This window comes from Cypionkella sp. PAMC25878 (assembly GCF_058135695.1).
This window is the reverse complement of the sequence record NZ_CM176871.1, coordinates 2,483,788-2,506,747: the sequence shown is the minus strand read 5'-3', so window position 1 is coordinate 2,506,747 and position 22,960 is coordinate 2,483,788. Positions and strand designations below refer to the sequence as shown.

Annotated in this window: 25 protein-coding genes; 13 read left to right on the top strand and 12 right to left on the bottom strand. The window is 60.7% G+C overall.

Translation table 11 applies throughout. From position 1 onward, the window contains the following. Positions 1 to 17 precede the first annotated feature (17 nt). The 4 genes from ACS5RD_RS12150 to ACS5RD_RS12135 all read left to right on the top strand — a co-directional run bounded on the left by ACS5RD_RS12150 (position 18) and on the right by ACS5RD_RS12135 (position 2,458). Entirely contained in the window at positions 18 to 572 is a 555-nt protein-coding gene (locus ACS5RD_RS12150; protein ID WP_054005063.1) for a class I SAM-dependent methyltransferase, read from the top strand. A 91-nt stretch (positions 573 to 663) separates the two neighbouring features. Beyond that, positions 664 to 2,058, top strand: a complete 1,395-nt coding sequence (gene fumC / locus ACS5RD_RS12145) for a class II fumarate hydratase (RefSeq protein ID WP_489927642.1) — start codon at positions 664 to 666, stop codon at positions 2,056 to 2,058. Continuing rightward, positions 2,058 to 2,246, top strand: a complete 189-nt coding sequence (locus ACS5RD_RS12140) for a DUF4169 family protein (RefSeq protein ID WP_054005065.1) — start codon at positions 2,058 to 2,060, stop codon at positions 2,244 to 2,246. Before fumC ends, ACS5RD_RS12140 begins: the two co-directional genes overlap by 1 nt. After that, entirely contained in the window at positions 2,243 to 2,458 is a 216-nt protein-coding gene (locus tag ACS5RD_RS12135; RefSeq protein ID WP_489927641.1) for a ribbon-helix-helix domain-containing protein, read from the top strand. Before ACS5RD_RS12140 ends, ACS5RD_RS12135 begins: the two co-directional genes overlap by 4 nt. Here the strand turns inward: ACS5RD_RS12135 and ACS5RD_RS12130 are convergent. The 3 genes from ACS5RD_RS12130 to ACS5RD_RS12120 are packed head-to-tail and all read right to left on the bottom strand — an operon-like array spanning position 2,455 to position 5,819. Continuing rightward, positions 2,455 to 3,798, bottom strand: coding sequence for a cytochrome P450 (locus ACS5RD_RS12130; RefSeq protein WP_489927640.1), 1,344 nt, complete (start codon positions 3,796 to 3,798; stop codon positions 2,455 to 2,457). The two genes, ACS5RD_RS12135 and ACS5RD_RS12130, sit on opposite strands and share 4 nt — an antisense overlap. Further along, positions 3,795 to 5,018 (bottom strand): hypothetical protein, encoded by a 1,224-nt coding sequence (locus ACS5RD_RS12125; protein ID WP_489927639.1) that lies wholly within the window; start codon positions 5,016 to 5,018, stop codon positions 3,795 to 3,797. Before ACS5RD_RS12125 ends, ACS5RD_RS12130 begins: the two co-directional genes overlap by 4 nt. A gap of 60 nt (positions 5,019 to 5,078) precedes the next feature. Further along, positions 5,079 to 5,819: a cytochrome c biogenesis CcdA family protein gene (locus ACS5RD_RS12120; protein ID WP_489931369.1), complete on the bottom strand. Its 741-nt coding sequence runs from the start codon at positions 5,817 to 5,819 to the stop codon at positions 5,079 to 5,081. Between the two features lie 136 nt (positions 5,820 to 5,955). Here ACS5RD_RS12120 and ACS5RD_RS12115 point away from each other — a divergent pair, with 136 nt between their 5' ends. After that, entirely contained in the window at positions 5,956 to 6,183 is a 228-nt protein-coding gene (locus tag ACS5RD_RS12115) for a sulfurtransferase TusA family protein (protein ID WP_489927638.1), read from the top strand. Between the two features lie 48 nt (positions 6,184 to 6,231). Here ACS5RD_RS12115 and ACS5RD_RS12110 read toward each other — a convergent pair whose 3' ends face one another. From ACS5RD_RS12110 to ACS5RD_RS12085, 6 genes are all read right to left on the bottom strand, one after another. Next, positions 6,232 to 8,988: an Rne/Rng family ribonuclease gene (locus ACS5RD_RS12110; protein ID WP_489927637.1), complete on the bottom strand. Its 2,757-nt coding sequence runs from the start codon at positions 8,986 to 8,988 to the stop codon at positions 6,232 to 6,234. Positions 8,989 to 9,440: 452 nt separating this feature from the next. Further along, a complete protein-coding gene (locus ACS5RD_RS12105) occupies positions 9,441 to 10,769 on the bottom strand; it encodes a sigma-54-dependent transcriptional regulator (RefSeq protein ID WP_489927636.1) in 1,329 nt (442 codons plus the stop codon). Between the two features lie 7 nt (positions 10,770 to 10,776). Beyond that, positions 10,777 to 12,513 carry a sensor histidine kinase gene (locus ACS5RD_RS12100; protein ID WP_489927635.1) on the bottom strand — a complete coding sequence of 579 codons (1,737 nt, stop codon included), beginning with the start codon at positions 12,511 to 12,513 and terminating at the stop codon, positions 10,777 to 10,779. Positions 12,514 to 12,571: 58 nt separating this feature from the next. After that, positions 12,572 to 13,255: a phosphoribosylformylglycinamidine synthase subunit PurQ gene (purQ, locus tag ACS5RD_RS12095; protein ID WP_489927634.1), complete on the bottom strand. Its 684-nt coding sequence runs from the start codon at positions 13,253 to 13,255 to the stop codon at positions 12,572 to 12,574. Between the two features lie 151 nt (positions 13,256 to 13,406). Then, on the bottom strand, positions 13,407 to 13,646 hold the full coding sequence (purS, locus tag ACS5RD_RS12090) for a phosphoribosylformylglycinamidine synthase subunit PurS (RefSeq protein ID WP_054005075.1): 240 nt from the start codon (positions 13,644 to 13,646) through the stop codon (positions 13,407 to 13,409). A 63-nt stretch (positions 13,647 to 13,709) separates the two neighbouring features. Further along, entirely contained in the window at positions 13,710 to 14,474 is a 765-nt protein-coding gene (locus tag ACS5RD_RS12085) for a phosphoribosylaminoimidazolesuccinocarboxamide synthase (protein WP_054005076.1), read from the bottom strand. 244 nt (positions 14,475 to 14,718) lie between these two features. Between ACS5RD_RS12085 and ACS5RD_RS12080 the strand changes: the two genes are divergently transcribed. The 4 genes from ACS5RD_RS12080 (at position 14,719) to bmt (ending at position 16,892) form a co-directional block, all read left to right on the top strand. After that, complete coding sequence (locus ACS5RD_RS12080) at positions 14,719 to 14,880, top strand: hypothetical protein (protein WP_489927633.1); 162 nt, start codon at positions 14,719 to 14,721, stop codon at positions 14,878 to 14,880. A gap of 38 nt (positions 14,881 to 14,918) precedes the next feature. After that, a complete protein-coding gene (locus ACS5RD_RS12075; RefSeq protein WP_489927632.1) occupies positions 14,919 to 15,161 on the top strand; it encodes a hypothetical protein in 243 nt (80 codons plus the stop codon). Positions 15,162 to 15,344: 183 nt separating this feature from the next. After that, on the top strand, positions 15,345 to 15,659 hold the full coding sequence (locus ACS5RD_RS12070; protein ID WP_489927631.1) for a DUF1476 domain-containing protein: 315 nt from the start codon (positions 15,345 to 15,347) through the stop codon (positions 15,657 to 15,659). A 216-nt stretch (positions 15,660 to 15,875) separates the two neighbouring features. Next, the gene (gene bmt / locus ACS5RD_RS12065; protein ID WP_054005079.1) at positions 15,876 to 16,892 is read left to right on the top strand and encodes a betaine--homocysteine S-methyltransferase; all 1,017 of its coding nucleotides are present in this window, start codon (positions 15,876 to 15,878) and stop codon (positions 16,890 to 16,892) included. A gap of 92 nt (positions 16,893 to 16,984) precedes the next feature. Here bmt and ACS5RD_RS12060 read toward each other — a convergent pair whose 3' ends face one another. Beyond that, positions 16,985 to 18,046 carry a PA0069 family radical SAM protein gene (locus ACS5RD_RS12060; RefSeq protein ID WP_489927630.1) on the bottom strand — a complete coding sequence of 354 codons (1,062 nt, stop codon included), beginning with the start codon at positions 18,044 to 18,046 and terminating at the stop codon, positions 16,985 to 16,987. A 177-nt stretch (positions 18,047 to 18,223) separates the two neighbouring features. Between ACS5RD_RS12060 and ACS5RD_RS12055 the strand changes: the two genes are divergently transcribed. From ACS5RD_RS12055 to ACS5RD_RS12040, 4 genes are all read left to right on the top strand, one after another. Continuing rightward, the gene (locus tag ACS5RD_RS12055) at positions 18,224 to 18,919 is read left to right on the top strand and encodes a corrinoid protein (protein WP_054005081.1); all 696 of its coding nucleotides are present in this window, start codon (positions 18,224 to 18,226) and stop codon (positions 18,917 to 18,919) included. An 88-nt stretch (positions 18,920 to 19,007) separates the two neighbouring features. Continuing rightward, entirely contained in the window at positions 19,008 to 19,163 is a 156-nt protein-coding gene (locus tag ACS5RD_RS12050; RefSeq protein WP_489927629.1) for a hypothetical protein, read from the top strand. Further along, positions 19,154 to 19,795 (top strand): DUF1638 domain-containing protein, encoded by a 642-nt coding sequence (locus ACS5RD_RS12045; protein WP_489927628.1) that lies wholly within the window; start codon positions 19,154 to 19,156, stop codon positions 19,793 to 19,795. The genes ACS5RD_RS12050 and ACS5RD_RS12045 overlap by 10 nt, the downstream gene beginning before the upstream one ends. A gap of 150 nt (positions 19,796 to 19,945) precedes the next feature. Beyond that, complete coding sequence (locus tag ACS5RD_RS12040) at positions 19,946 to 20,326, top strand: SgcJ/EcaC family oxidoreductase (RefSeq protein ID WP_489927627.1); 381 nt, start codon at positions 19,946 to 19,948, stop codon at positions 20,324 to 20,326. A 12-nt stretch (positions 20,327 to 20,338) separates the two neighbouring features. On the opposite strand, the gene recN is transcribed toward ACS5RD_RS12040, so the two are convergent. Then, positions 20,339 to 21,976, bottom strand: a complete 1,638-nt coding sequence (gene recN, locus ACS5RD_RS12035) for a DNA repair protein RecN (protein WP_489927626.1) — start codon at positions 21,974 to 21,976, stop codon at positions 20,339 to 20,341. A 50-nt stretch (positions 21,977 to 22,026) separates the two neighbouring features. Beyond that, a complete protein-coding gene (locus tag ACS5RD_RS12030) occupies positions 22,027 to 22,881 on the bottom strand; it encodes an outer membrane protein assembly factor BamD (RefSeq protein WP_489927625.1) in 855 nt (284 codons plus the stop codon). Positions 22,882 to 22,960: the final 79 nt, after the last annotated feature.

The following is a 22,960-nucleotide window of genomic DNA, read 5'->3' as shown; positions in this document are numbered from 1 at the left end:
TTTTACAGGAGGCTGCGATGCCCAAAGAAACCACACTGTTCTTGCGTCAATTCCTGAGCAATCCGCTGCAAGTCTCCTCTGTGGTGCCGTCTTCTCGTTGGCTGGCCCGCGCCATGGCGCAAGGTTTAGGGCCAAATTCGGGGCGTGTGGTTGAATTCGGGCCCGGAACCGGCGTTCTGACCAGCGGCATTTTGGAAACCGGCCTGCCGCCGGAAAACCTGACTCTGTATGAGATGAGCCCCAGCTTTACCGAGTTGCTGCGGCAGAAATTCCCCAACATCACCGTGCACAACGCTGCCGCACAATCGGTTGTTGGCAACGTCGAACCCGGCGTTGAGGCGGTGATTTCCGGCCTGCCGCTGCTGTCGATGCCCATAGCGGTGCGCGAATCCATCGTGAAGGCCGCGTTTGAAATCCTCGGCCCCAACGGAACTTATGTCCAATTCACTTACGGCGCCAAGCCAGCATTGTCGACCGAACAGTTGGGTCGGTTGGGTCTAAAGGTTATCGCGGGGCCGAAAGTCTGGCTAAATATCCCGCCCGCCCGGATTTTCATCTTCCAGCGCGCCTGAGTTCGGAAAATTTCGGTATACCGCTGCATACCGATTGAATTTTTGAGCCTGCCACGCTAAGCCGCAGGCATCTTAATTTGGAGGCTTGCAGATGTCCGCCACTCGCACCGAAACCGACAGCTTTGGCCCGCTGGAAGTTCCCGCCGATAAATACTGGGGCGCGCAAACCCAGCGCTCGATCCAGAACTTCCCGATTGGCTGGGAGCGTCAGCCGATTGCCATCGTCCGCGCTTTGGGCGTGATCAAAAAGGCCTGCGCGCTGGTCAACATCGCCCAGGGCGACATTGATCTGGGCTTGGGCGAGACGATTGCCAAAGCCGCGGAAGAAGTCATCGACGGCAAATTTGATGACAACTTCCCACTGGTGGTCTGGCAGACCGGCTCTGGCACACAGTCGAACATGAACGCCAACGAAGTGATCTCAAACCGCGCGATTGAGATGCTGGGCGGCGTGAAGGGCAGCAAAAAGCCGGTGCATCCGAACGATCACGTCAATATGGGGCAATCGTCGAACGACACCTTCCCCACCGCGATGCATGTCGCTATCGGCATGATGGCGCGCGATGTGCTGCTGCCGGGTTTGGTCAAGCTACATGCGGCTTTGGATGCTAAGGCCATTGAATTTAAAGATATTATCAAGATCGGCCGCACCCATACCCAAGACGCGACCCCGCTGACCTTGGGCCAAGAATTCTCCGGCTATGCCAAGCAAGTTGAAAAAGGCATCGCGCGGGTGAAGATGTGCCTGCCCGACATTTATGAATTGGCTCAAGGTGGCACCGCTGTTGGCACAGGCCTGAACACCCGCGTCGGCTGGGATGTTCGGGTTGCTGCGGCGATTGCCGAGATCACCAACCTGCCGTTTGTCACCGCCCCGAATAAGTTCGAGGCTTTGGCCGCCCATGATGCCATGGTGATGTTCTCGGGGGCGTTGAAAACTGTCGCCGCTTCGCTGTTCAAAATCGCCAACGACCTGCGCCTTTTGGGCTCTGGCCCGCGTTCCGGTTTGGGCGAATTGATCCTGCCAGAGAACGAGCCCGGTAGTTCCATCATGCCGGGCAAGGTCAACCCGACCCAAGCCGAAGCTTTGACCATGGTGTGCGCGCAGGTGATGGGCAATGACGCAGCTGTGGGGTTTGCGGGATCGCAGGGGCATTTCGAATTGAATGTCTACAACCCGATGATGTCCTATAACGTCTTGCAAAGCATGCAGCTTTTGGGCGATGCGGCGGGGTCGTTCACCGACAATATGGTTGTCGGTACCCAAGCCAATATCGCCCGCATCAACAAGTTGATGAAAGAATCGCTGATGCTGGTGACGGCTTTGGCCCCCACCATCGGCTATGATGCGGCCACCAAAGTCGCCAAAACCGCGCATAAAAACGGCACCACCCTGCGCGAGGAAGCCATCACTTTGGGTTATGTTGACAGCGAAACCTTTGACCGCGTGGTGCGGCCCGAGGATATGATTGGGCCGAAAGGCTAATGGCTGAGATTATCAACCTGCGCGCGGTGCGGAAGGCCAAAGATCGGCTTGAAGCCCGCTCGCAGGCGGATGCCAATGCTGTGAAATTTGGCCGCCGCAAAGGTGATAAGGCGCTGGAAGCTGCGCGTTTGGATAAGGAAAAGCGCGATCTTGATGGCCACGCGCTGACCCCGAAAGACCCGGAATGAGCGGCAGGCCCGTCAAACATTCGGTGACGCTGAAGGGCCACCGCACCTCGATCTCGCTGGAAGCCGCATTTTGGGACGGCTTTTGCGAAATCGCCCGCGCGCGCGGCCAAACCCTGAACGCCCTGGCCGCAGAAATCGACGCGGGCCGCGCGGATGACATTGGCCTCGCCTCGGCAATCCGGTTGTTTGTGCTAGCTCAGTTACGCCGTTAACGCCGACTGATCCGCAGCCAAATACCGTCTTTCGCGCGCACCGTCAGATGCGCCATGGGCACAGCCTCACGCCCCGCCACACATTCAAACCGGAACGCCCGCACGAGCAGTGCCAGCAGCAGAGTACCTTCCACCATCGCAAAACCCGCGCCAGTACAAACCCGGGGACCCGCCGAGAACGGCATATAGGCATCGCGGGCGCAGGCGCGGTTTTCCTCAGTTTGCCAACGGCTTGGGTCAAATTCATCGGGGTGCGCCCAGATGCGTTCGTGGCGGTGCAGATGCCACGGGCTAAGCACAATTTGCGCCCCGCGAGCCACCTTACGCCCCCGCATCTCCTCGGGCACCGCATTTTCGCGCACCATCATTGGCACCGGAGGATACAGCCGCAGCACCTCGCGGAACACATCGCGGGTGAAGCGCAATTTGGACAGCGCAGAAAATTCCGGCCGATCGCCCAAAGCCAGCGCCTCGCCTGCGACCTTTTCCTGCACATCGGGGTCCATCGCCAGCATCAGCAGCGCCCATGACAAAGCCGAAGCGCTGGTTTCATGCCCGGCCAGAAAGAAAATCGCCACCTGATCGACCATCTCAGCGGTTTCAAACCGTTCTCCTGTCTGCGGATCGGCGGTTGTCATGATCTTGGTCGCCAAATCATCCGGCGCCGTCCCCGCCGCAATCTCAACCGCGCGTCCTTCCGTCAATCGCGTGATCAGCCCCCGGATCACCGCCGCCGAACGCTTGGTGGCAGGGCGATGAAACCGCGGCACCCATTTCGGCAAGGGTAGAAAAGCCGCAAGGTTGAGAATGGGTTGCGCGCGCTGATAAGTGCGGAATTCGGCGAAAACCGCCGCAGCCACCTCATGCTCAATCGGGATTGAGAACAGCGTGCGGAAGATCACATCCGCCGCCGCGTGGCTCATCTCCGCCTCAACCTCGACCTCCCCCAGCGGCATCCGCGCCACCGCCGCCTGCCCCGCCGCCCACATCGCGGGGAAAGTATCGCGCAGCCGCCCGCCCTCAAATGCCGGGTCGATGATACGACGCTGACGCTTCCAGACCTCGCCATTGGTCACAAAAACCGAATTGCCGAGCAGCGGGTTCAGCCCCTCACGGATGCGGTTGGATTTGGGGAAATCATCGGGCCGCTCGATCAAAACCCGGTTCACCAAAGCCGGATCGTTGCACATATAGCTGCGGAAGAATGGCGTGCGGAACTCGGCCATCCAGGCCCGATAGAGCCGCGCGGGTTGTGCCGACAGGATATCGGCGCGGAACAACCGGAGATATTGCAGCAGCGAAACCTTGTCGGCGCGCGGGCGCGGCTTAGGCGGGATCATGCCATGTCCCGGTAGCCAGAAGCGGGGCGGGTGATGCGGTTTTTTGAGGGGGCGCGGTCGCGGTAGCGGTCGGCCAAACTAAGCGGCCCGGCAGTGATCTGGAAGTAATCGTAGTCACCGGGGCGATCAAAGGCGCACAGGTATTGAAAATGCAGCCGGAAAAACTTCCAGCGCAACTCTTTCCACCGTGTGGGAGACAGGGTTTGGGTGAACGCGGCCGATATTACCAGGGGCCAGCGTTTATCCGGCGGAGCCACACCCGTCACCGCCACAGGATCGCATAACGCAAAGGCGCAGCCATCGCCGGGGGCGGTCACATCGACCCAAACCAGTTCCTCGCTTGCGGAGAGATAGTGCAGATCCGCACGCAGACGCTTGGCTTTCGGCAAGAAGGACACCATCGGCACTACCTGCCCCAGTGACAAAAACGCCAGCCGCGCCGCCTTTGCGGGCAGACCTTCGCGCAGCAGATCGGCCAGAATAGACACCGCCAGATGCGCGCCCGAGGAATGGCCAACCACCAGAATCTCATCAAAACCCGCCGTCATAGCGTCGCGGATCGACAGACGAAACGCCGTCATCCGGGCTTCGAGTTCCGGCGGATTGGCCCCGCCCGCCTGCGCCGAATAGGCGTAATCATGCATGAGGTAATAGGCGAAAATCTTGTTATCCCAGCGCTTGAAGGCCCGCAGCAGCGCCCAGATCACCCCCAGACCCGCCGCCCAGCCCAAAGCCGGATGCGCATAAGCCACCAATTCACCGACGCCCCAACCTGCCAAGCAAGCCAAAAGCAACTCTGCCAGCAGAAACACAAACGGATAGAGGGCCGCGATCATCGGCCCCTTGCGCAAACCCGCCAGTCGAAACACCGCGCCCGAGCCGATATAGGCATAGGCGGTGTGCAGCAGTTGCAGATAGGTCGCCAGAATCCCCCGCGCCATCGAGGTTTTGACGATATCAGACCACACCAGCACCTCGACATCCGCCTCGGTCACCGCCCCATCCATCGTGCCGGTCACATGCCAACCATAAGGACCACCAGTCTTTTTCGGTTTCAAAGCAAGCTGATAGCCCGAGATCTGCGCCTGCGCTTGACCTTCCTTGCGGTAAAGCTCGCGGTAGCGGCGCGGATGAATTGGATCGTAGCCGGGGATATAAAACACCCACCTGCGATGCACGCGCTGATCGGGAAATGCTTGCGGGGTGATCGGTTCCATCATGCCTCTGTCCAGTTGACGGCATCATGGCAGAGGAATTGGGCGATTTTAAGGGGGAGAATTCTAACCCAGATTGGCGAGGAAGGGCACATTCTCCAGCAACCAGTAGGAGAAGGATGAAAAACCACCCGTCAGCATCAACAGGCCAATGGTCCACAGCAGCAGGCCCATGATCTTCTCGATCCGCTCGGCGTGGCGTTTCATGAAAGCCACGAAGGGGGCAAGGCGGGTGAAGAAGGCGGCGACCAACAGGAAGGGGATGCCCAGACCCGCCGCATAGACCGCCAGCAGGGTCATGCCACGCGCGACATTGCCTTCTTGTGCGGCGAGGGACAGGATCGCGCCCAGTTGCGGGCCGATGCAGGGTGTCCAGCCGAAGGCGAAGGCGAGGCCGAGAACGTAAGCGCCGAAGGCCGAGCCACCTTGATCGCCTGCATCCAGCCGCATCTCACGATCAAGAAAGCCGATGCGGTAGATGCCGATGAAATGCGCACCGAAGATCATCACCACCACTCCGGCGATGGTGGCGAAGGTGCTGGCATTGCCGAGGAAAAACGCGCCAAAGGTCGAGGCGGCGAGGCCGAGCAGTAGGAACACGGTCGAGAGGCCAAGCACGAAGAACAGCGCGGCGAGCAGCGGCGAGCGGCCAGTTTTCATCTCGGTGACTGAAATGCCGGACATATAGGCAAGGTAGGGCGGCACGATGGGCAGCACGCAAGGCGACAGGAACGACAGTATGCCCGCCACTAGGGCCACCAGCATCGCCGGGATCAGGCTTGCGTCAAAGATGTCGATGCCGAACATGAAAACTCCGTTTTGCACGGGTCTATCGCAGTTGGCGGCAAAGGTCACGTGAGGCCGCCTCACGTCTGCGTGCGGCATTTTGGGCTGGCATCAAAGCCTCCGGCGGGGATATTTGAGCGCAGAGGATGGGCTTGGTATGGATTGGGATGTGGAGTTGGATTGCTTGGGGCTGCTTTGCCCCCTGCCCGTGCTCAAGGCGCGCAAGCGGTTGATCGGTATGGCTGCGGGTCAGGTTTTGCGGGTGCTGGCCAGTGACAAGATGGCGGCGATTGATCTGCCGCATTTCTGCGCTGGAGCCGGGCATGATTATCTGGGAGCCAGCGACGTGGATGGCGGCAGCGCCTATTTGATCCGGCGCGGATAGAGAAAGGGCGGCGGGTTTTCCCACCGCCCCCCAATCAAATTCTGAGCTTTAGCGGCCCAAAGACCACCAGCCGCGCTTTTTCGGCCTGGCGGGGCCATCGTCTTCGGCGGGCTCCACCGCGGCGTCGGCAAGGCCGGGATCGACATGCGGGCTGGCCGAAGGGGCCGCTTCAACCAGACCCGGATCGGCTTGCAGAACCGGTGCGATTGCCACCGGAGCAGCTTCTGCGACAGCTTCAACCGCGACCGAGGTGGGCACCTCAGATACAACAGCTTCAACCACCACTTCGGCTTTCGGCTTAGCGCGGCTAGTGCGGCTGCGCGTCGGTTTCAGCTTTTCTTCAGCCACAACGAGGGTTTCCGCGACCTGAGCTTCGGCCGCGACTTCCGCCACAGGTTCCACCTTCACGGCCCTGCCGCGCGAGCGGCTGCGGGCGGGCTTGACCGCCTCGGCTGCGGGCGCTTCCGCTGCAGCCACTACCGCAGCCCCTGCCGCCGCAGATTTGCTGCCACGCGGCGCGCGGGTGCGGGTTGGCTTTTTCACTTCGACCTCAGCGGCCGCCTCTACCGGGGCCTCTGCTGCGATTTCGGTGACCGCCGAGGGCGCATCATCGCCCGCCTCGTCGTCGCCATCATCATCGCCGTCGTCGCCTTCAGCATCCGATCCAGCGATAGCCTCACCCGACTGACCGGGCTTCTTGCGACGACGCCGACGGCGGCGTTTTTTGCCAGTGCCACCGTCGCCATTCGTCGCCGCAGCCGTCGCTGCCGCCGCAACCGGGGCCGCCTCAACCACTTCGGACTCATCCACATCATCCACATCGTCGATGATATCTTCGTCGTCTTCTTCCGCCACCGGCGCGCCCATCAGCGAGGCATTGCCCGAAATGACTGAGGAGCCTTCCGGCACCACGCGGGTCGCGGTTTTGAACTTCTCAATCGAGAAATCTGGGCTGATCATTGCCGGATCACATTCAATCCGCACCGCCATGCCATAGCGGGCCTCAATCAAAGCAATATGCTCGCGCTTGCCGTTGATCAGGAAGTTCACGATGCCAATCGGCGCGCGCAGCAGCACCTCTTTCGAGCGTTTCCGCGTGCCTTCTTCTTCCAACGCGCGCAACACTTGCAAACCAAGGCTATCATCCGAGCGGATCAGCCCGGTGCCATGGCAATGCGAGCAGGGCTGTGTGGTCGATTCCAGCATCCCCGGACGCAACCGCTGACGCGACATTTCCATCAGACCAAAGCCAGAAATCCTCCCGACCTGAATCCGCGCGCGGTCGGTTTTCAGTTTGTCTTTCAGCTTCTTCTCGACGGCTGCGTTGTTGCGGCGCTCTTCCATGTCGATGAAGTCAATCACGATCAGGCCAGCCAAATCGCGCAGACGCAGTTGGCGTGCGACTTCTTCGGCGGCCTCAAGGTTGGTCTTCAAAGCGGTGTCCTCGATGGACCCCTCTTTGGTGGCGCGACCGGAGTTCACGTCGACCGCCACCAGCGCTTCGGTGATGCCGATCACGATATAGCCGCCGGATTTCAGCTGCACCGTCGGGTTGAACATGCCGCCGAGATAGCTTTCGACCTGATATTTCGCGAACAGCGGGGTGGGATCATCATAGCGCACCACCGCTTTGGCGTGGCTTGGCATGATCATCCGCATGAAGTCTTTCGCGGTGCGGTAACCCGCCTCGCCTTCAACCAAAATCTCGTCAATCTCGCGGCTATAGAGATCGCGGATCGTGCGTTTGATCAGATTGCCTTCCTCGTAGATCGCGGCGGGCGCAATCGACTTCAGGGTCAGTTCGCGGATCTGTTCCCACAACCGCATCAGGTATTCGTAGTCGCGCTTGATCTCGGGCTTGGTGCGCTTGGCACCAGCCGTCCGAATAATCAGGCCCGCGCCTTCCGGCACTTCGATTTCGGTGGCGATCTCTTTCAGCTTTTTGCGGTCAGCGGCTTGGGTGATCTTGCGGGAAATCCCGCCGCCGCGCGCGGTGTTCGGCATCAGCACGCAATAGCGGCCCGCAAGGCTGAGGTAGGTGGTGAGGGCAGCGCCCTTGTTGCCGCGCTCTTCCTTGACCACCTGCACCAGCATGATCTGCCGGACCTTGATCACTTCTTGGATTTTATAGCGCCGGGCCCGAGGCTTGCGCGGCGCGGAAATTTCTTCCGACACATCTTCTTCGGCGATGGATTCGATCTCATCGTCTGTGTCCGAGGCGTGATCAATCGAGCGATAGACCGCGTCGCCTTCCTCGGCATCCACCGAGGCGACGTTGTGGGTATGGCTGTGATCGTGATGATCGTGGTCGTGATGCGGCTGTTCCACCACATCGGCGGGCGCGGATTGCACCAGCGCATCGGCACCAGTTTCATCCCCAAGATCCACCACATCCATGCTGCTGATCTCAGACGACTGTACAGCGTCGCCCTCAACGGCTTCAGCGCGCGGGCGCTGCTGTTGCGGCTTGGGACGCGGGCGCGAGCGGCGGTTGTCTTCTTCATCCTGCGCGCGGTTGAAGGCGCGTTCTTCGTCCAGCAGGGCTTTGCGATCGGCCACGGGGATCTGGTAATAATCCGGGTGAATTTCGGCAAAAGCCAAGAAGCCGTGACGGTTTCCGCCATATTCAACAAAGGCCGCCTGCAGCGAAGGCTCCACGCGGGTCACTTTGGCGAGGTAGATATTTCCGGCAAGCTGGCGCTTGTTTACGGTTTCAAAATCGAATTCTTCGACCTTGTTTCCATCGACCACAACAACCCGAGTTTCCTCGGCATGGGTGGCGTCGATAAGCATTTTCTTTGACATATCAATCCATTGCGCCTGTCATGCGAAAACCCGCTTGGCGGACCAAAGCGGGTGTTTGACACAAAGAGGCGACTTGTTCGGGCGGCTGCGCGCAACGCAAATAGGCGGGCTGTGCCCGGTGGGCACCCCTCGCCTTGAATTGCCAATGTCGCGCACATCATCGCGGTTCACGTTTGGACAGCTTACGCCGCCCACCTAAAAAAGCCCGGTTTGATCCTGTGTTATCAGTCACTTACGAGCAATAATCCGGCCTTGCGGCCGATCCGACCACCCCGGTTTTCGGCGCGGTGAGCGCGCCAGATTGCTGAGGCAGAGAATTCTTTGGCGATATAAAATCGCTTGGCTGTAACCCTAACGGGAAACGGGCAGCGATGACAATGGGTGATTTGCGTTGGTTGCAGGGTGCAGGCTGGGTGGTTCTGCGCTTGGCGCGGAACCACCCAGCCTGCCGCTTAAACATAATCTTGCCGCTGCAAACCATACTTCGCCATCTTTTCGTTCAGCGTCCGGCGTGGCAGGCACAATTCATCCATGACGCCGGTAATCGAACCCTTATGCCGCCGCATGGTGTTGTCGATCAACATGCGCTCGAACGCCTCGACATAGTCTTTCAGCGGCTTGCCCTCAGTGGTCAGCGCAGGCCCGGAAGCCTCGTTATCCGCCATCAGCAGCGAGGCAATCGAGCCGGACCCCCGCCGATTCTGCAACACCGCGCGTTCCGCAATATTGACCAGTTGCCGGACATTGCCCGGCCATGGCGCTTGCAGCAGTTGCGCGGCCTCTTGTGCTGTCACCTGCGGGGCATCGCAGCCATATTCCTCGGCAAATTGCTCCGACGACCGGGTGAACAGCGTCAGAATATCCTCACCCCGTGCGCGCAACGGCGGGCAGATGATGGTCATCGCGCCCAGACGGTAAAACAGATCGGACCGCAACACGTCTTCCAACGTCTTATCCGGCGCGTGTTCATTGCAGATCGCTATGATGCGGGTTTCCGGTGGCATGCCCTGTTCATTGATCAGCGTCAGCAGGCGCGATTGCAGCGGATGGCTCAGTGCCTCAATATCCTCAAGACACAACGTGCCGCCACGGGCTTCCTCGACCAGTGGCAGGTTGCCATCATCCGAAGGCCCGAACAGCTTGGCCGCCAGTTGATCCTCGCTCCACGCCGCACAAGACACCGTGACGAATTTCTTCGATCCCCGCGGCCCGACAGCGTGCAAAGCATGGGCCACCAAGGTCTTGCCCGTCCCGGTCTCACCATCAATCAGCACATGGCTATCGGCTTGTCCCAGATCGAGAATATCCTCGCGCAGCCGCTCCATCGCCGGGCTGGCCCCAACCAGCTTTTTCATCAGGATCGAGCCATCCGACAACTCACGCCGCAAAGCCCGGTTATCAAGCGTTAGCCGCCGCGCCATCGTCGCGCGTTTGGCAAGTTCGGTCATCCGGTCCGGGTTGAACGGTTTTTCGAGGAAATCATAGGCCCCAACCCGCATTGCCTCCACCGCCATCGGCACATCGCCATGCCCGGTGATCAGGATCACGGGAAGGCCGGAATCCATCCCCATCAGCCGCTTCAAAAACGCCATGCCATCCATGCCCGGCATCTTGATGTCAGACACCACGACCCCCGGCCATTCCGGCCCCAAGGCCTTCAACGCCTCTTCCGCGCTCGCATATGTCTCGGTGTCAAACCCCGACAGGGCCAGCCACTGGCTGATCGAGGCGCGCATATCGGCCTCGTCGTCCACAATCGCCACTTTCATCGCCCGTGCCATGCCGCCCTCATTCCGCTGCTTTTGCTTCTTTGCCCAACAGGGGCAGTTGAACTTCGAACACAGCGCCACCAGCTTCGGGGTTATGCGCCGTCAAGCGCCCACCCAGATCGGTGACAATGCCCGAAGAGATCGCCAGACCAAGGCCCACGCCCTCGCCCGGCTTTTTCGTCGTGTAGAACGGCTCAAAGATCGAGCCGATATCGCCAATGCCAATGCCGTTATCGCGTACCGCCAACGTGGCGCTCTCACCCACCGTCAACAAGAGGTCGATCTGCGGATCAAGCGAGTCTTTGGTGGCATCCAGCGCATTTCGCAACAAATTGATAATAACTTGCTCCAACCGCAGCCGATCCGCCATCACCATCACCGGTTGACGTGGCACAGTCCGGGTTATCTTCACAACGCGCTGTTTCAACTGTGGTTCCATCATCGCCAAAGCTGAAGAGATGCAGGCGCGCAGATCGACAGGCTCAAACGCCTCGCCTCCCTTACGCGCGTAGGATTTCAGCTGCCGGGTGATCGCTCCCATGCGGTCGATCAGATCATCAATGCGTTGGAAGCTGGACAAAGCCTCATCTGGGCGCTTGCGCTGTAACAGCAGCCGCGCGCCCGCGAGATAGGTTTTCATCGCGGCCAAAGGCTGGTTTAACTCGTGGCTCACCGCCGCTGACATCTCGCCCAAAGCCGCAAGCTTCGAGGATTGCGCGAGGGTCAGCTCCGCCACTTCCAGCGTCTTCTGCACCTTTTCCCGCTCGGCAATCTCTCGGCTCAAACGCGCGTTCAGCAACCTCAGTTCCGCCGATTCGCGCTGGAACGACACCGATTGCGACCAAGCCCGGCGCGACAGCACATAAAACGTCAAAGCGGTGAAAATCGCGAAGCCCATGATTTCCAATGCAATCACGCCGTTGACCCTTTCGCGCACAGAATCGTAGGCGGTGAAGGTCACCATCTTCCAACCCTGAAATGGCACCCGCGCCTCGGTGCGCAACACCGCCTCGCCGGACACATAAGCATCCGGCGGATTCTGCGCCCAATCCGCAGCCCCCTTCAAAGCGCGATCCAAGGCCGAGGGGCTGTCGGTCGGCGAAAGCGCCTGCGCCACCGGCTTGCTGCGCCACGAAGGCTCGGTCGCAAGAATCACGGTGGCTTCGGAATTGGCCACCAAAACCGCATCCTGCAACCCCGCCCAAGCGCGCTCGTGCTTCATCATGTCGACCGCAACCACGATCACGCCCTGCACCTGACCATCCGCCTCAATCATCCGCGAATAGGTGAAATCATAGGCACCGCCGGGCTGTGGCGTGACAGAGAACACCGTGTCCTTGGTGCGCTTGGCATCGACAAAATAGCCGTCATTGCGGTGCGAGGTGCCCAGCAGATTGCGATTGGTCGCCCCCACCGTCCAGCCGTCTTTGTCGAGCAGCAGGATCGAGGCGACGCCGATTTCCTTTTGCACCTCGATCAACCGCAAGGTGGTGCGGGAAAACGAATTCTTTTTCAACGAGTCGCGAATCGCCGGATCATCGGCCAGCAACAGCGGCACCACCGCCGTGCGCTGCACTTCTGACAGCATATTGCCGGAATAGAGCGCCAAGCGCAGTTCGGCCCGGTTGCGGGTGGTCTCAGTAAAGCGTTCTGACAGCCAGCGGTTGGTGATCAGGACCACGCCGACTGCCAGCAAGATCAATAGGGTAGCAGCCAGCCGAATCCGCCAGGATTTCCCCGGCGCTGCATCTGACATACGTTTGGATCGGCTGCGGCTTTGCATCGCGTAAGTTTAAGCCCGCCCAAGCCCGGCCTCAAGCCGAAGGGACACAGGCCAGCGCCATCCCGCCCATCAGGCTGGCAAACAGCGCAGCACCATCGGTGCCGCCTGTACGGGCATCCACCACCCGCTCAGGATGCGGCATCATCCCCAGCACGCGACGGTTGGCCGAGAGCACGCCCGCGATGTCAGCCGCAGCGCCATTGGGATTTTGGGTGTAGGTGAAAGCGATGCGATCTTCGGCGCGCAAAGCAGCCAGCCCTTCGGCATCAATGGTATAATTGCCGTCGTGATGCGCCACCGGCACCGCGATCTGCTGGCCTTTGGCGTAAGCACTGGTGAACGCGCTGTCAGCCGTGGCCACTTGCAAGCCAACGGTTTTGCAGATGAACTTGAGGCCCGCATTGCGCATCAACGCCCCCGGCAGCAGTTGCATTTCGGTCAGCACCTGAAAGCCGTTGCAAATCCCCAACACATAGCCGCCCCGGTCAGCATGGCTGCGAATGGCCGCCGCAATCGGCGACTGCGCCGCAATCGCGCCGCAGCGCAGATAGTCACCAAAGGAAAACCCGCCCGGAACCCCGACGACATCGGTGCCTGCTGGCAGCGCCGTGTCCTTGTGCCAGACCCGCGACACCTCAAAACCGACGCGCTCAAATGCTACAGCAAGATCACGGTCGCAGTTCGAGCCGGGAAAGGTGACGACGGCGGCTTTCATGGGCAGCACTCCGATAAATTGGGATGGCCCGCGCATAACGCAATCCGCATGGTGCTTCCAGCCAAAAATCCCGTTGAAGCCCCGGCACGGAACTCGCACGAATTCCATGCACGATTTTCGCGCGAAAATCGCGTTGTTGCACGCACCGGATTTAGATCAATTCGACCCGGTAGCTTTCAATCACCGCATTCGCCAACAGCTTGTCACACATGGCGCGGGCAGCAGCCTCGGCGGCAGCTTTGTCTGTCTCTGCCAAATCAAGCTCGATCACTTTACCCTGCCGCACACCGTTCACCCCAGCAAAGCCCAGCGTGCCAAGCGCGTGACGCACCGCCTCGCCTTGCACATCCAGAACGCCAGATTTCAGCATGACCGTTACGCGCGCTTTCATAGCAATCTCCAAAAAGGGGGCGGTTGGCCGCCCGATACCGCCGCTTGCCCTGACGGGCAAGCCTTAGTTGATCAAAGTCGGCTTCACCGTATGCGTGACGTTGGAGGGCAACACGCCCAAGCGCCGCGCGAGTTCGGTGTAGACATCGGGCAGCGGTCCCGGCTCGGGGATCGGTTGGCCGTCGCCACGATCGACCAAACCGCGCAGATCCCACAACCGGCAGCTGTCCGGGCTGATCTCATCGGCGACGATCAGGCGCATGTAATCGCCTTCCCAAATCCGCCCGACTTCGATGCGGAAATCCACCAAGCGGATGCCGACGCCCAGCATCACGCCGGACATGAAATCATTCACCCGCAACGCCAGCGCGATCACGTCATCCAGATCCTGCTGGGTGGCCCAACCAAAGGCGACGATATGTTCTTCCGCGACCATCGGCAGCGACAGTCGGTCGTCTTTCAGGTAATATTCGACAATCGGGCGCGGCAGTGGGGTGCCTTCGGGGATGCCGAGACGCTCGGAAATTTCACCAGCAGCAAAGTTGCGCACCACGACTTCCAGCGGGATGATTTCGGCCATCCGCACCAGTTGCTCGCGCATGTTGACGCGGCGGATGAAATGGGTGGGCACGCCGATGGCATTCAACCCCGACATGAAAAACTCTGACAGACGGTTGTTCAACACGCCCTTACCTTCGACCGCAGCCGGGGTGGCCTCGGCTGCGGTGGGCGCGGAATCGTCCTTGAAATATTGGATCAGAGTGCCCGGTTCCGGTCCTTCATACAGGATCTTCGCCTTGCCCTCGTAAACCTTCTTCCTGCGCGCCATGAATGCTCCGATGCCAAACGGGCACGGGGGCGGCCAACGCCACCCCCTGCCCTTTTTCCCGGCTATATGCCAAGCTGCGACGAGGGGCAAGGTATACGGGGGCAAGGCGTAGGACGGCTTGATCTTCGACGGGAATGCGGGGCGGTGGTGCTTGTCCAGCTGCGGTACAAAAAAGGAAACTGAGGGTGGGACGCGAGGCTGAAGCGCAGATGCTATTTGCCGGGCAGAGCGGCGGGGGAAAATCGTGCTGGAAGCGACGGAGCTGCTCCTGCGCGGTGCGCTCAAAGCCCGTATTCCCCGCGCCGATCTGGCAGGCTTTGCTGTTGAGGGCGACGATCTGGTGGTGCTGACGCCTGCGGGCGCGTTGCGGGTTTCTTTGGTGCCGCGCAGGCAGCACTTTGGCTGAAGACGCTGCAAAAGCCCGCCCCTAGTCTTGCCGCCAAGTTGGGGATCAGCCCGCAAAACCCGGCCTGTGTGATCGGCAATCTCAGCGATGCGGCGCTGATTGCCGCCTTGCAAGGCTGCACTTCGGGTGATGCGGCGCTGTTCGTCGCTGAATTGCCGGATCAGGCAGCGTTTGAGGTCGCCTTGGCGGTGATCCTCCCGCAGCCGCAGGCACGGTTCTGGGGGGGGGTGACGCGGAAAGGCACGACGCGGGGGTTTTCCGAGGCCGATTTGCGCGCGTAGATGCGGGGTGCCGGGTTCATCGACAGCAAATCCTGTGCGGTCTCGGCGCTGCACACTACCACCGGCTACGCTCGGGTGCGCTGATGGCCGATCTGCCACAGCCCAGCCGTGGCTTTTTATCTTGAACGGCGGGCGCGGGATGGGCATATGGGGGATAACTTTCCATGACCCAGAGGGCCAGCCATGACCACATTTGACGACCGCGAACACGCTTTTGAATCCAAATATGCCCACGATGCCGAAATGCAGTTCCGTGCTGAGGCGCGGCGCAACAAGCTGACCGGTCTGTGGGCGGCGGGATTGCTCGGCAAATCCGGCGATGAGGCGGCAGAATATGCGATGTCGGTTGTGCGTGCTGATTTCGAAGAAGCCGGCATTGAAGATGTGGTGCGCAAGGTCGCGGGCGATCTGGGCAGCTTGTCGAGCGCCGATGCCGTGCGCGCCAAGATGGCCGAACTGCTGCCGGTGGCCAAAGCCGAGCTGATGAACGAGTTTTAAGCCCACCTGCGACGGCAGCGTTTCAAGAGGCCGCCGCCGGGTTTGGTGCGCGGCCTTTTTGCTGCGGCGTTTACGGATGCGACTGGCTTTGCGGCGCATCATGTGCTGCGGCGCATAGTGTTATGAGGAATATAGATTTGCCTCGCTCCGCCGCGCATGGCAAACACAGGGTCAACGTGAAACATAGGTTCGCTCTGAACCAGACGAGGTCTGCCGATGTCCCAAGATGCGCTTTCGAAACTGCTCGCCAGCCGCGATTGGCTGATGGCCGACGGGGCCACCGGCACCAATTTGTTCAACATGGGTTTGGAATCAGGCGAGCCGCCAGAGTTTTGGAACACCGACAAGCCCGACAATATCCGCACTCTGTATCGCAATGCGGTGAATGCCGGATCGGATATTTTCCTGACCAACACCTTTGGTGGCAATGCCAGCCGTTTGAAACTGCACGCAGCCCAAGGCCGGGTGCGTGAGTTGAACCGGGTGGGTGCTGCTTTAGGGCGCGAGATTGCCGACGCCTCGGGGCGTGTGGTGGTGGTTGCGGGCTCGGTCGGGCCGACGGGGGAGATTTTTGAGCCGATGGGCACGCTGACACATCGCGTCGCGGTCGAGATGTTCCATGAGCAAGCCGAGGGCTTGAAAGAAGGCGGCGCGGATGTGCTGTGGGTGGAAACCATGTCGGCACCCGAGGAATATGCGGCGGCTGCGGAGGCTGCAGCTTTGGCGGGCATGCCATGGTGCGGCACGATGAGTTTCGATACCGCAGGGCGCACGATGATGGGGATGACCTCGTCCGCGATGGCCGAGATGGTGGAAAAGCTGGCCAATCCGCCGATTGCGTTTGGCGCGAATTGCGGTGTCGGGGCCTCGGATCTGATGCGGACTGTGCTCGGGTTTGCGGCTGTTGGCTCGGCGCGGCCGCTGATTGCCAAGGGCAATGCCGGGATTCCGAAATATCATGACGGCCATATCCATTACGATGGCACGCCGGAGTTGATGGGGGAATATGCGGTCCTGGCGCGCGATGCCGGGGTGCGGATCATTGGCGGTTGCTGCGGGACGATGCCGGAGCATTTGGCGGCGATGCGCAAGGCGTTGGAGAACACGCCGAAGGGTCCGCTGCCGACGCAAGAGGATATCACCGCCAAGCTGGGGGCGTTTTCTTCGTCCTCAGACGGCACCGGGGATACGTCGGCCGATCCGAAACGTGAGCGGCGCAATCGGCGCGGGTGATGTGAAGCGGGGCGCTTGGCCCAAGTGCTACGGAATTTGAGAAATTCCGGCACGATTTCCGTTTCGGAAATCGGTTGCGCCGGGGCTGGCCGTCAGAACAGGCTGAGCTGATCGCCCGCCCGTGCCGGGGCTGCAAAGAGATCGCAGCGCATCGGCGGCAGCTTTACCGACAGACCCAACCGATCCAGCGCCACCCGAAACCGCCGCGCCATAAGATCAGCCCACGGCCCCTCTCCCCGCATCCGTTTGCCAAAGGCCGGGTCGTAATCCATGCCACCATGCAACTCGCGCACCCGCGCCATCACTTTCGCGGCACGGTCGGGCACATGTTCGGCAAGCCAATCTTGGAACAGTTGCGACACCTCGCGCGGCAGCCGCAGCGAGATATAGCTCGCCGCCGTCGCCCCGGCATCGCGGCAGGCGGCCATGATCGGTTCCAACTCGTGATCAGTCAGGCCGGGGATCATTGGCGAGATCATCGCCCGCACCGGGATGCCGGCTTGCGCCAGCCGCGTGATGGTCTGCAACCGCCGCTTGGGTGCCGCCGCCCGAGGTTCCATCTTGCGCGCGAGGTCTGTATCCAGCGTGGTCACCGAAACCCCGACGCGGCACAGGCCCTGCCCTGCCATCTCGGACAAAAGATCAATGTCGCGCTCGATCAAAGTGCCTTTTGTGGTGATTGCCAGTGGATGCTTGAACGCGCGCAGCACTTCAAGCACTTCGCGCATCACGCCATATTCGGTCTCGACGGGTTGATAAGGGTCGGTATTGGTGCCCAGAGCCATCACCGCGACCTTATAGGATTTCGCCCGCAGCTCTTTTTCCAACACCGCGCCAATCCCCGGACGGGCGATCAGTTTGGTTTCAAAATCCAACCCCGGCGACAGGTTCAAAAACGCGTGGCTCGGGCGCGCAAAGCAATAGATGCAGCCATGTTCGCAGCCGCGATAGGGGTTGATCGCGCGGTCAAACCGCAGGTCGGGCGAGGTGTTGTAGCTGACAGCCGAGCGCGGCACTTCCAGCCGGACCTCGGTGCGCAACACCCGCTCCTCAGGCGGTTCCCAGCCATCCTCAAACGCCAGCCGAGCGGCAGCTTCAAACCGCCCCACCGCATTGCCCAATGCGCCGCGCCCGCGCGGGCGCACCCCCGGCATGATTGTGCTCTCTGACTTATCCACCCCGTCAAACTAGAACATATCAAGAACAATCCCAAGCGATTTCTGCATTTCCTGCCCTACAAAGTCGGCTTTCTGTTGGCGCATGTCGCTATTCGAACAGTGTCTGGCGGGCTTTGGCCCCATCACACTGACAACCGCCCAAGGAGTTCCCAGATGGCCGACGACGAAATCATCCTTGCTGATCTTTCCGATGACGAACTGGTTATGCAAATGCATGACGACCTCTACGATGGTCTGAAGGAAGAGATCGAAGAAGGCGTTAACATTCTGATCAGCCGTGGCTGGACGCCCTATGACACGCTGACCAAAGCCTTGGTTGCGGGCATGACCATCGTGGGCGCTGACTTCCGCGACGGCATCCTGTTCGTGCCAGAAGTGCTGCTGGCGGCCAATGCGATGAAGGGTGGCATGTTCATCCTCAAGCCGCTGCTGATCGCCACCGGCGCGCCGCGGATGGGCAAAATGGTGATCGGCACCGTCAAAGGCGATATCCACGACATCGGCAAAAACCTTGTCGGTATGATGATGGAAGGTGCGGGCTTTGAGGTGCGCGATCTTGGCATCAACAACTCGGTTGAGAAATATCTCGCCGCTTTGGAAGAAGAAAAGCCCGATATCCTTGGCATGTCGGCGCTGCTGACCACCACGATGCCCTATATGAAAGTCGTGATCGACACGATGAAAGAGAAGGGCATGCGCGAGGACTATATCGTTCTCGTCGGCGGTGCGCCGCTGAACGAAGAATTCGGCAAGGCGATTGGCGCGGATGCCTATTGCCGCGACGCCGCCGTGGCTGTGGAAACCGCCAAGGCCTTGGTTTTGCGCAAGCACAACCAGTTGACCGCTTAAATCAGCCGAGACGCTGGTTCTTTAGCCTCGGGGTCTTGCCCCGAGGCTTTTTAATTGCCACGTTAAGAGGACAATAAGGAGGATGCCAATGCCGCTCCCAACCTTTCTGGCCCTGATTTTCGGGGTAATTCTTGCTGCCGGAGCCTCAATTGCCGTGATTCAGGTTACGGGCTTGTCGTTTGTCTGGCTCGGGCTGTTGGCCCTGTGCCTCGCGTTGTTCGTCCGTACCCTGCGATGGCACTGATCAGCGATGATCTGCTGACCGCTGAGGGTCTGGCGCCTGCGCATCAGGGCCGGGTGTTGTTGATCGCTTGCGGCGCTTTGGCGCATGAGGTGCTGGCACTGAAGCGCGTGAATGGTTGGGATCATCTCGATCTGCAATGCCTGCCTGCCAATCTGCATCTCTATCCCGACCGGATCACGGAGGCGGTGACGCGCGCGGTGGAAGCGCAGCGAGGAGCATATGACAGCATGTTCGTGCTCTATGCCGATTGCGGCACCGGCGGGCTGTTGTTGGCGCGCTGTCAGGAATTGGGCGTTGAGATGATTGAGGGCCCGCATTGCTATTCGTTCTTTGAAGGCAATGCGGTGTTTGCCGCCCATCCCGATGAGTTCACCGCGTTTTATCTCACCGATTTTCTGGTGCGGCAGTTTGAGGCTTTTGTCTGGCGGCCGATGGGCCTTGATCGCCACCCGCAACTGCGCGATATGTATTTCGGCAATTACACCAAGCTGGTCTATCAGGCGCAGACCAATGATCCAGCACTGGACGCCAAGGCCGAAGACTGCGCCCGACGGCTGGGGCTGGCCTACGAGCGGCGGTTCACTGGCTATGGCGATCTGGCGGTGGTGATGGCGCAGGCGGCGGCGACATAAATCCGCCGAGGCCTTGACTGTGCGACGCAAATTCCGCGCGGGTTTTGGTGTGTCGATTGGCAATGCCGCGCGCAGGGTCTATTGTGTCGTCATGAGCAAAATAGCCGTCACCCTGTTTGAAAACCACCCGCGCCCGATGTCGGTCTTGGCATGAGTCTTGAAGATTTTCCGCGCCGCTTTGCGCAGGCCTTCACCGCGCAAGATGCCGCAGGTCTTGCTGCGCTGATTGCGCCTGATGGCACGCTACAAAGCCTGACCGGGCTTTGGGCAGAATCACCAGAAGAAATCGAAAGCGCCTTTGCGGCAGAGGCGGCGGGGATTTTTGCCCGCGCGCGTCTGGTCACCGGCAAGGCCCAGATCCGGGCGCTGGGGCCGCATAATGCCTTATTGCGCCAGCGCTACACCGTGTCGGGGGCACGGGATCAGTCCGGTGCCGATCTGCCGCGTTTTGGCGCGATGTTGGTGGCGGTGTTGGAGGTCGACCCTGCGGATTGGCTGGCGTTGAACCTCAGCTTTACAGCCCTGCCCTAAGCCAGCCCATGTTTATGCCAACAAAGCCCGCGCCGCCTCACGCGCGGCTTCGGTGACCCGGTCGCCCGCCAACATGCGGGCGATTTCCTCGATGCGGGCGTCGTCGCCCAAGGCGATGACGGTGGACAGGGTCTGGCCTTTGCTGACACGTTTTTCGACCCGCCAGTGATGCCCGCCCAAGGCCGCGACCTGCGGACTGTGGGTGACTACCAGAACTTGCGCAGAGCTGGCGAGGGCTTTCAGGCGACGTCCGACGGCATCCGCAGTGGCCCCGCCCACCCCCCGATCAATCTCATCGAAGATCATCGTCAGTCCGGGGGTGTTGGCGGTCAGGCACACTTTCAGCGCCAGCAAGAAGCGCGACAACTCACCGCCCGAGGCGATCTTGTTCAGCGCCCCAGACGGTGCTCCGGGGTTGGTGGCGACGGTAAATTGTACCGCGTCGGTGCCATCGGGGCCAGGATCACCCGCAGAGATTTCGGTGGTGAACACCGCGCGTTCCATTTTCAGCGGGGCGAGTTCGGCGGCCATAGCTTTGTCGAGACGCACAGCGGCGGTTTTGCGGGCTTTTGACAGCGCCATCGCTTCGCGCTGATAGGCGAGTTCCGCCTCAGCCAGCGCCTTTTCCAGCTTGGCAAGACCCGCAGCCCCACCGTCAATCGCCGCCAGTCGCGCGCGGGCGTTTTCGGCGAAATTGCCAAGATCATCCGCCAGCACACCATGCTTGCGGGCCAAAGCGCGGATGGCAAACAAGCGTTCTTCCAAGTTCTCCAGATCGCCGGGGCGGAAATCTAACCCGCGCAGGCAGGATTCGATGCCGTCTTGCGCTTCACCCAACTCCACCAAGGCGCGGCCCAAGGCAGCCAGCGCAGTATCAAGGCGGCCTTCGGCCTTGTCAGCCGCCGCCTCCAGCCAGCGCAGCGCGTCGCTGATGGCATTCTCGGCCCCTTCGCTCAGCGCCGAATGGGCGCGCTGCACGTCGGTGCGGATGCGCTCGGCCCCCTGCATGGCGCGGCGGCGGGTGTCCAAGCTGGCTTCCTCACCCGGTTCGGGGTTCAGCTTATCAAGTTCGGCGACGGCATGACGCAGGAAGTCTTCTTCGACCTGCGCGCGCTCCAGTGCCGCGCGGGCCACTGCCAAAGCGTCACGCGCTTGTGCTTGCGCCCGCCATGCACTGCGCGCGGCGGCGGTATCGAGGCCTGCAAAGCTGTCCAAAAGGTTGCGGTGGCCGCGTGGGTTCAGCAATCCCCGGTCGTCATTCTGGCCATGCAGTTCGACCAGAGTATCCGACAAATCGCGCAGCACATCGCCCGACACCCGGCGGTCGTTGACGAAGGCGGTTTTGCGGCCATCGGCGGTGTTGACGCGGCGCAGGATCAATTCATCCGGGTCATCGAAGCCTGCCTCAGTCAGCACCGCGCGGGCAGCATGACCGGGGGGAAGATCAAACTCCGCCACCACTTCGCCCTGTGCTGCCCCTGCCCGCACAAGTTCAGCCCGACCGCGCCAACCCAACACAAAGCCCAAAGCATCGAGCAAAATCGACTTGCCCGCCCCGGTTTCCCCGGTCAGCACGTTCAGGCCCGGAGCAAACTCCAAGGTCAGCCGATCAATGATCAGCACATCGCGGATATCAAGGCTGCGCAGCATCCCCTACCCTTTGCAGACCAATCGGGCGCCTGCGCCGCAGCGCAGGGGTATCACAACCATTCACCCTTGATCGTCTGCCGGTAAATTTGCGACAGCCAGCTGGTGCCTTTGGCTTCCGGCGACAGACCTTGCTTTTTGAGCAGGTTGAAGGCGTCTTGGTAGAATGGCGAGGATTGGTAGTTATAACCCAAGATCGCGCCTGCGGTCTGCGCCTCATCGGTCAGACCCAACGCAAGGTAAGCCTCAACCAGCCGCTCCAACGCCTCAGCGGTGTGGGTGGTGGTCTGGAAATCCTGCACCACCGAGCGGAAACGGTTGATCGCCGCCGTGAAGTTGCCGCGCTTGAGGTAGTAGCGCCCGATTTCCATATCTTTCGCCGCCAAGTGATCAAAAGCGAGATCGAACTTCAGCGTCGCCGATTTGGCATATTCGCTGTCGGGATATTCCTCGATCACCACGCGCAGGGCTTGCAGCGCCTGATAGGTCAGGCCTTGGTCGCGGCCCACCTCGTCGATCTGGTCGTAATAGGACAGGGCCAGCAGATAAGACGCATAGGCCGCATCTTCATCGCCGGGGTAGAAATCGAGATAGCGCTGCGCGGCAATGCGGGCTTCTTCGTATTTCTTATTCTTGTGCTGCGTAAACGCCTGCATGATCAGCGCGCGCTTGGCCCATTCGGAATAGGGATAAAGCCGCTCTACCGCTTCAAAATCCGCCAGAGCATCTTCGTTCTTGCCCTGGCGCACTTCCAGCGCCAGCTCTCCGCGTTTGTAAAGCTGCTCAGCCGTCAGGCTGTCTAACGCCGCAGTATCATTCTGCTTTTTCTGTGAACAGGCTGCCAAACTGGCAACAAGCACCACCATACCCAGCATCCGCAGAGCTTTGCCCGACTGTCCGCCTGCCATCTTCCGCCTACCCCAATAACCCGCGCCGAGGGCCCCAAAGATGGGGCCGCGTTCACCGCGCTTTCGCCCCTCGTAGCAC

What these genes read in the sequence shown, in the direction of transcription:
- ACS5RD_RS12150 (WP_054005063.1), top strand. Translation starts at nt 18, where the DNA reads ATGCCCAAAGAAACCACACTGTTCTTGCGTCAATTCCTGAGCAATCCG.
- fumC (WP_489927642.1), top strand. Translation starts at nt 664, where the DNA reads ATGTCCGCCACTCGCACCGAAACCGACAGCTTTGGCCCGCTGGAAGTT.
- ACS5RD_RS12140 (WP_054005065.1), top strand. Translation starts at nt 2,058, where the DNA reads ATGGCTGAGATTATCAACCTGCGCGCGGTGCGGAAGGCCAAAGATCGG.
- ACS5RD_RS12135 (WP_489927641.1), top strand. Translation starts at nt 2,243, where the DNA reads ATGAGCGGCAGGCCCGTCAAACATTCGGTGACGCTGAAGGGCCACCGC.
- ACS5RD_RS12130 (WP_489927640.1), bottom strand. Translation starts at nt 3,798, where the DNA reads ATGATCCCGCCTAAGCCGCGCCCGCGCGCCGACAAGGTTTCGCTGCTG.
- ACS5RD_RS12125 (WP_489927639.1), bottom strand. Translation starts at nt 5,018, where the DNA reads ATGATGGAACCGATCACCCCGCAAGCATTTCCCGATCAGCGCGTGCAT.
- ACS5RD_RS12120 (WP_489931369.1), bottom strand. Translation starts at nt 5,819, where the DNA reads ATGTTCGGCATCGACATCTTTGACGCAAGCCTGATCCCGGCGATGCTG.
- ACS5RD_RS12115 (WP_489927638.1), top strand. Translation starts at nt 5,956, where the DNA reads ATGGATTGGGATGTGGAGTTGGATTGCTTGGGGCTGCTTTGCCCCCTG.
- ACS5RD_RS12110 (WP_489927637.1), bottom strand. Translation starts at nt 8,988, where the DNA reads ATGTCAAAGAAAATGCTTATCGACGCCACCCATGCCGAGGAAACTCGG.
- ACS5RD_RS12105 (WP_489927636.1), bottom strand. Translation starts at nt 10,769, where the DNA reads ATGGCACGGGCGATGAAAGTGGCGATTGTGGACGACGAGGCCGATATG.
- ACS5RD_RS12100 (WP_489927635.1), bottom strand. Translation starts at nt 12,513, where the DNA reads ATGTCAGATGCAGCGCCGGGGAAATCCTGGCGGATTCGGCTGGCTGCT.
- purQ (WP_489927634.1), bottom strand. Translation starts at nt 13,255, where the DNA reads ATGAAAGCCGCCGTCGTCACCTTTCCCGGCTCGAACTGCGACCGTGAT.
- purS (WP_054005075.1), bottom strand. Translation starts at nt 13,646, where the DNA reads ATGAAAGCGCGCGTAACGGTCATGCTGAAATCTGGCGTTCTGGATGTG.
- ACS5RD_RS12085 (WP_054005076.1), bottom strand. Translation starts at nt 14,474, where the DNA reads ATGGCGCGCAGGAAGAAGGTTTACGAGGGCAAGGCGAAGATCCTGTAT.
- ACS5RD_RS12070 (WP_489927631.1), top strand. Translation starts at nt 15,345, where the DNA reads ATGACCACATTTGACGACCGCGAACACGCTTTTGAATCCAAATATGCC.
- bmt (WP_054005079.1), top strand. Translation starts at nt 15,876, where the DNA reads ATGTCCCAAGATGCGCTTTCGAAACTGCTCGCCAGCCGCGATTGGCTG.
- ACS5RD_RS12060 (WP_489927630.1), bottom strand. Translation starts at nt 18,046, where the DNA reads ATGCCGGGGGTGCGCCCGCGCGGGCGCGGCGCATTGGGCAATGCGGTG.
- ACS5RD_RS12055 (WP_054005081.1), top strand. Translation starts at nt 18,224, where the DNA reads ATGGCCGACGACGAAATCATCCTTGCTGATCTTTCCGATGACGAACTG.
- ACS5RD_RS12050 (WP_489927629.1), top strand. Translation starts at nt 19,008, where the DNA reads ATGCCGCTCCCAACCTTTCTGGCCCTGATTTTCGGGGTAATTCTTGCT.
- ACS5RD_RS12045 (WP_489927628.1), top strand. Translation starts at nt 19,154, where the DNA reads ATGGCACTGATCAGCGATGATCTGCTGACCGCTGAGGGTCTGGCGCCT.
- ACS5RD_RS12040 (WP_489927627.1), top strand. Translation starts at nt 19,946, where the DNA reads ATGAGTCTTGAAGATTTTCCGCGCCGCTTTGCGCAGGCCTTCACCGCG.
- recN (WP_489927626.1), bottom strand. Translation starts at nt 21,976, where the DNA reads ATGCTGCGCAGCCTTGATATCCGCGATGTGCTGATCATTGATCGGCTG.
- ACS5RD_RS12030 (WP_489927625.1), bottom strand. Translation starts at nt 22,881, where the DNA reads ATGGCAGGCGGACAGTCGGGCAAAGCTCTGCGGATGCTGGGTATGGTG.